Origin of the sequence: Bacillus sp. NPDC060175, assembly GCF_042728695.1 — a bacterium.
In the GTDB taxonomy this organism is placed as follows: domain Bacteria; phylum Bacillota; class Bacilli; order Bacillales; family Bacillaceae_G; genus Bacillus_A.
The window spans coordinates 1-5593 of sequence record NZ_JBHWYR010000149.1; the positions used below are offsets into that span (position 1 = coordinate 1).

Genomic DNA, 5593 nt, shown 5'->3' on the forward strand with positions numbered 1-5593 from the left:
TCTTCCGATTTGTGTTAATAATACAATTGTTAAAAATGCACCAATCATTATCCAAGCTTGAGTATTCAAATTAAAACCCCCATAAAGTATAAATTTATTGTTTATTTTCTTACTTACTGGAGGATTGTAACATCCCTACTATTTTAGAACATCTATCTGAAAGATGATTTTTTTGAATGCCCTCTATCTATAGGTAGAGGTTTTTATGTTTTTTTTGATAAAAGCTATTAATAATTTCTTGTTTAAAATTCATTTAACTCATATATTTAAATTTCTCGATTATAACAAGTTCGTTTCCTGTTTTGTTGTTTTTAAAAGTATCCATATTCTTATCTGCATATTGAGACAAAAATATGGGTACTAAATGAACTGTCGCTGTAGATAATTCATTATTTTAGACTATAAAATTAGTTCCTATTTTCATGTCTTTTTACATTTTATAAATATTATATAAACAACTACTTGAGGTTACCGTATACATATAACGTGCAGTAGATTCTTTGTGCACTAAAGGGGTGGACATTCCAGAAGAATATTTACAACATATATCTCCACTTGGATGAGAACATATCACGTTGACAGGTAATTATGTTTGGAACTTAAATGAAAAAACAAATTTCAATAATTTTAGACCGTTATGATACAAAAATTCTATAAAAAAAGCAGTAAAATAAATAACCAGTTCCTTAACATACAGGGAACAGGTTAAAATGTCTCCAACTTGTGTCTGGGGTATCGCCACATGCCCATCAACTTAAGAATTCAGAATTACCCCAAAACGAAAAAATGAGCTATTTTGTTACAAGTTAGCACAAAATTTCGTTCTGGGGGTGCTATAAAATTTTAGCTTGATGGCGATGTGGTGCTACCCCATTTACCAATGAATACAAGGAGCCTATTTTAATTAAAGATTGATTAAAATAAGCTCTCTTATTCTATAATATTAACTGCAATTTATAATAAAGTTTGATAATTCCGAAAGGATAATCTGCAACTAAAGCTCCCGAATATTAATTTTAAAATTCCTTAAACAATATTCTATCGTAAAATCCAATCATTTTATAAAGAACACACGCCTCTTAGAATAAATCGACGAAGCTCGCACGGTCTTTGCTGTATTTTATCGGGATAGAGGTATCTTAAATTATTTTTCAATACAATATTTTTTTAAAAACGATCCCCTTATAAAAATCATGATAATATTATAGAAAAGGAGGTTTACAATATGCAAAATTCAAAATGTGATAAATGTGGATCTACTAATCTTAAAGAAGGAAAAGTAGGATACGGTTATCATGCGTATATTTATGAAAATATACATAGTACAATCTTCAAAGGTGGGAAACGTTCTAAACTATTAACTACATTTTGTCTTGATTGCGGAGAAGTAATTTCCTTTAGGGTTGAAGAACCAAGTGTATTTAAAAAATAATATATAATTTATATAATGAAGGCACTCAAACAAAATAATGAGTGCCTTCGTTATATAAAATTATTCATTTAAATAACATTTTTGCTCCTATGACAAGATTATGCAAAAGAACGAAGAGAGAAAAACCAAAAATTGTATATTTGATTTCTGGTTTAACATCTAATTTTAAGATTAATATAGATACACATATAATGATAAACGCGGTTAAAAAATACGTAATGTAAGATGGTAAAGACATATTAGAGTATTTTAAAATTACATATCCACATAAAGATAATATTAAGAAAAATACAATCATAAATGTAGTAACCTCCTAAATAAAAGAAAACAATGAATATACATTGTTTTCTTTTAAAATATTATTTTATCTACCCGAAATTTGTACAATATTTACTGGATTCCAGTTACTCAAATATATTTTTGTTCCTTTACTAGTCATTCTATAATCCACTTCATTTCCTGCCCACCAAAGACCTGCTGAAATTAACCCAGCCGCTAGCGCGGCTGCCGCAGCCTGAGGTACACCCATAGCCGCTACATAACCAGTGATAACAGCAATACCAGCTGCACCTGCTGCCCATTTATTACAGTTATATACAAATGTCTTTGATTCGGAGTTACTTAAATAAAAGTTCCAACCATAAAAATCACTATCCCATGTCCAACTAGGAAGACTTGAATGATTTGAAGGAGCAACCGTTTCTAATGCCAATGAATTCGTATTCGCATTTACATTGACCTTCACGTTACCAGTTGCAACTGCTAGATTAATAGCTTCTACACCTTTTCTATACTGATTTAAATTTTCCTCAGTAGTTCCGAGTTGTTCCGCAGTTGCATTAAGTGCAATTGTACCATCTACATTCTTCACGAAATATTTCTCTGCTTTTTGTGCAATGTCGTACATCTCTTGTTCATTGTTAAATTTTATTTCTGCACTTTTTTCGCTTTGAATCTCTTGAACAGAATTTGTTTTTTGTACTTGTTTTTCATTAACAGCCGCTAAAGACGGGGAAGCAGAAAGAACCAATAATGTCGATACAATTGTTCCAGTTACAAATTTTTTACTAATCATTTAAATACCCCCTAGAAATATTTTACAAATACAAGAATATATTACCATGTTTTTAAATATTTGTATTATTTATTAATTTGATAAATAATACACCGAATATTTCGTTTATTAATCATCTAGATACAAACAAAAATATTTATAATAAAAAAACTTTGCGAATCCACACCTCAAAAACATTCAAAGTTAAATAATACAAAAATACCAAATGATAAATACACCAAAAGGTACACCTTTTGAAGCACAGTAAACTCTATTGAATTTAGTACTTCAGAAGGTTTAAAAACCTATTTTTGAAGTACTAAATAATTAATTACACCTTTTGAAGTGTTTTTGTTATAATTTCAATAGAAACAATTTTGAAGGGATGTCTATTTATTTTGAATACAAGAAAATTCGGATATATAAGAGTCAGTAGCAAAGATCAAAATGAGGATCGTCAGATCGAAGCAATGAAACAACTCATCACTGACGAACGAGATATTTTTGTAGATAAGCAGAGCGGAAGAGACTTTAACCGTGAACAATACCAACTTGTAAAACGCATGTTAAGAAAAGATGATATTTTATATATTCACTCCTTGGATCGTTTCGGAAGAAATAAAGAAGCTATCCTTCAGGAATGGAAAGATATTACCCAAAATATACAAGCTCATATTGTCGTATTAGACATGCCACTTCTAGATACAACTCAATATAAAGATAGTTTAGGAACTCTTATTACTGATTTGGTACTTCAAATCTTGTCTTGGCTTGCTGAAGAGGAACGGACAAAGATAAAAACTCGCCAACGTGAAGGCATTGATGCTGCAAAGAAAAAAGGAAAGCATTTAGGGAGACCTAAAACCGAGATAACTCAAGAATTCATCGATTCCTATAATCAATGGAAAGAAGGTAAGGTCACAGCACTATACGTCATGAAAAATTGCAATATGACTAGCCCTACATTTTACAGAGTGGTCAAAAGATATGAAAATAGGGAGGGATAAAAATCAGTATGATTACAAGCGAACCAATGCAAGGCTTTTCCGCTTATTTATTAAACAAAGGCAGGAAGCCTTCTACAATTAAGCGCTATATCTACGATGTGAAAAGTTTTATTCAATGGCTGCACCAATCAAAAAGGTTTACTAACGATAATATTTGGGAATCACTACAGAAAAAAGATTTCGAATCATTTTTTAAATATTTAAAAGCCGATCGTCAATACTCCGATAAAACTGTACACCGTATATATATTGTTTTAAATAGGCTGTACGAATACTTAAATTTACCAAGCCCAATTGAAGGAATTATTCATATAGATCCACCTGATCGAGCATTACGTAGGGAGGGTTTCGTTTCTTTCCAGGAAGAGGGACGCTTAAAAAAGTTATTTCGTCACTAGAAGGCCTTACAGAAAAACAACGATCAACACGCCCAATGATCTTAGAGCGGAATATTTCTATCGTTACATTACTCCTAGATTATGGATTATCTTTAAAAGAACTTGTTTCTTTACGAATGATACACGTTCATTTCGAAAATGATACTTTATTCATTCTTGAAGACTCAAAAATAAACAGATGCATTCATTTGAAGGAAGAAGATAAATTACACTTATACAATTATTATAAAACTATCCCTGAACCTGTACGCCCTAAATATCACAGTAATGATCCACTATTTGTTGCTTTTGATTTTACACGTGGGACATATCATTGGAGTTATGATGATGTTGCGCCAAAATTTCTAACCGAAATCTCAATACAAAAAATGATTCGTTTAGAAGTGAAACGTGCTAATCTCCGAAAGGGAATTTCTGCTCAACATTTTCGAAATACTTATATTTTAAGAAGAATTCAAGGGAACAATACCCCTGAACATATCATGCAGCAAATAAGATTTAAATCTAATTTATCCTTAAAAAGATATTACGATTACTATAAACGCTCCATAGCAAATACAGACTCACATCTATCACTTAATATGTAATTTTTACGCATCTACAGAACTTTAATGAATTAAACGCAAAATGAGGATATATAATGAGAAAAATCATATTATATTCACGAGTACACTTTACGGGATAGAACAGCTAAGTCCATCAAAATCGAACCCTGGCACTCACTAACAGAAAAAATGAAAGTCTTAGGCATTAAGGCTAGCGACATCTTTCAAATTCAAATGATAGAGCAAGTTCTTCTAAGAATACAGGTGTCACATATCGTTGTAATTCGACTGCAAATGGTTGTAGTTCATCTTGAATCGAGAGATTCATAAGAAAACGTTATCCTTTCTAATCTAGCTTATTTATAAAGGATAACGTTTTTTGGTACTTGAGGAAGTTGATGGGTATGTATGGTGACCCCCAATATAAGGATTTCTTTTTTAAGGAATTTATGGAATTGTAGAATTGCTACCAATTGTCTTCAAGTTTTTGTAATTGTCCAATTAACGTGTATAAATATTGGTAATTATCTACAACACAGTTATTTGCAGCATTTAATATATATTAGCTTAGTGGAATATTATTAGAGAGTATATTATAGGGAAATTATACATCACTAAAATTTCACGTGCTTTAATGGAATTATATATGATGGCAGAAAAAAATAAAAAATCATTATTATATGGAAATTCCCTTCAAAATAAGACGTGTAAAAATGATATTATGCAGGTATCATTTTTACACGTCTTAATATATGTATAAAATCATGTAATGTTATGGGGTGATATTCCCTTTAACATTCTGAATTTTTCGTTTATGTTTGAGATTCTTTTTTCAACTTTTTCAACGGCTGTATTTAAATCACAACCATCATCTAAAATTTCTTTAATTAAGATTACTTTTTTAATATTTGAATAGTTATATATTCGTATACCTTCTATTTTATGTGTGAAAGATGATATTATTCCATTTTTCTCCCAATCTCTTAACTTTTTTTCAGTTATTCCTGTTACTCTAGACATTTCTTCAATACCTATATAAAGACTTTTCAAAAACTGAGTATTTTGAAAACAAGGACCAACATTATCTGATTCTTTACACAACATTACTCTTCCTCCTATCTGCTAACACTATTATAATCTGGATAGTAATTTTTTAC

4 protein-coding genes and 2 pseudogenes are annotated in these 5593 nt (G+C 30.4%); 4 read left to right on the forward strand and 2 right to left on the reverse strand.

The genetic code is table 11. The features are described 5' to 3' along the window. Positions 1 to 485: 485 nt before the first annotated feature. A pseudogene (locus tag ACFWDE_RS29665) lies at positions 486 to 641 on the forward strand (Tn3 family transposase); the annotation flags it as partial. A 584-nt stretch (positions 642 to 1225) separates the two neighbouring features. Further along, positions 1226 to 1432, forward strand: coding sequence for a hypothetical protein (locus ACFWDE_RS29670; protein ID WP_106080902.1), 207 nt, complete (start codon positions 1226 to 1228; stop codon positions 1430 to 1432). Between the two features lie 364 nt (positions 1433 to 1796). Here ACFWDE_RS29670 and ACFWDE_RS29675 read toward each other — a convergent pair whose 3' ends face one another. Further along, positions 1797 to 2507 carry a hypothetical protein gene (locus tag ACFWDE_RS29675; RefSeq protein ID WP_377896288.1) on the reverse strand — a complete coding sequence of 237 codons (711 nt, stop codon included), beginning with the start codon at positions 2505 to 2507 and terminating at the stop codon, positions 1797 to 1799. 377 nt (positions 2508 to 2884) lie between these two features. On the opposite strand from ACFWDE_RS29675, the gene ACFWDE_RS29680 reads away from it, so the two are divergent. Both ACFWDE_RS29680 and ACFWDE_RS29685 read left to right on the forward strand, forming a co-directional pair. Next, positions 2885 to 3493, forward strand: a complete 609-nt coding sequence (locus tag ACFWDE_RS29680; protein WP_377896289.1) for a recombinase family protein — start codon at positions 2885 to 2887, stop codon at positions 3491 to 3493. Between the two features lie 8 nt (positions 3494 to 3501). Continuing rightward, a pseudogene (locus tag ACFWDE_RS29685) lies at positions 3502 to 4478 on the forward strand (tyrosine-type recombinase/integrase). Between the two features lie 720 nt (positions 4479 to 5198). On the opposite strand, the gene ACFWDE_RS29690 reads toward ACFWDE_RS29685, so the two are convergent. Then, entirely contained in the window at positions 5199 to 5540 is a 342-nt protein-coding gene (locus tag ACFWDE_RS29690) for a MerR family transcriptional regulator (protein WP_377896290.1), read from the reverse strand. Between the last annotated feature and the right edge of the window lie 53 nt (positions 5541 to 5593).

Coding starts and splice junctions, on each gene's coding strand:
- ACFWDE_RS29690 (WP_377896290.1), bottom strand. CDS start 5,540: ATGTTGTGTAAAGAATCAGATAATGTTGGTCCTTGTTTTCAAAATACT.
- ACFWDE_RS29670 (WP_106080902.1), top strand. CDS start 1,226: ATGCAAAATTCAAAATGTGATAAATGTGGATCTACTAATCTTAAAGAA.
- ACFWDE_RS29675 (WP_377896288.1), bottom strand. CDS start 2,507: ATGATTAGTAAAAAATTTGTAACTGGAACAATTGTATCGACATTATTG.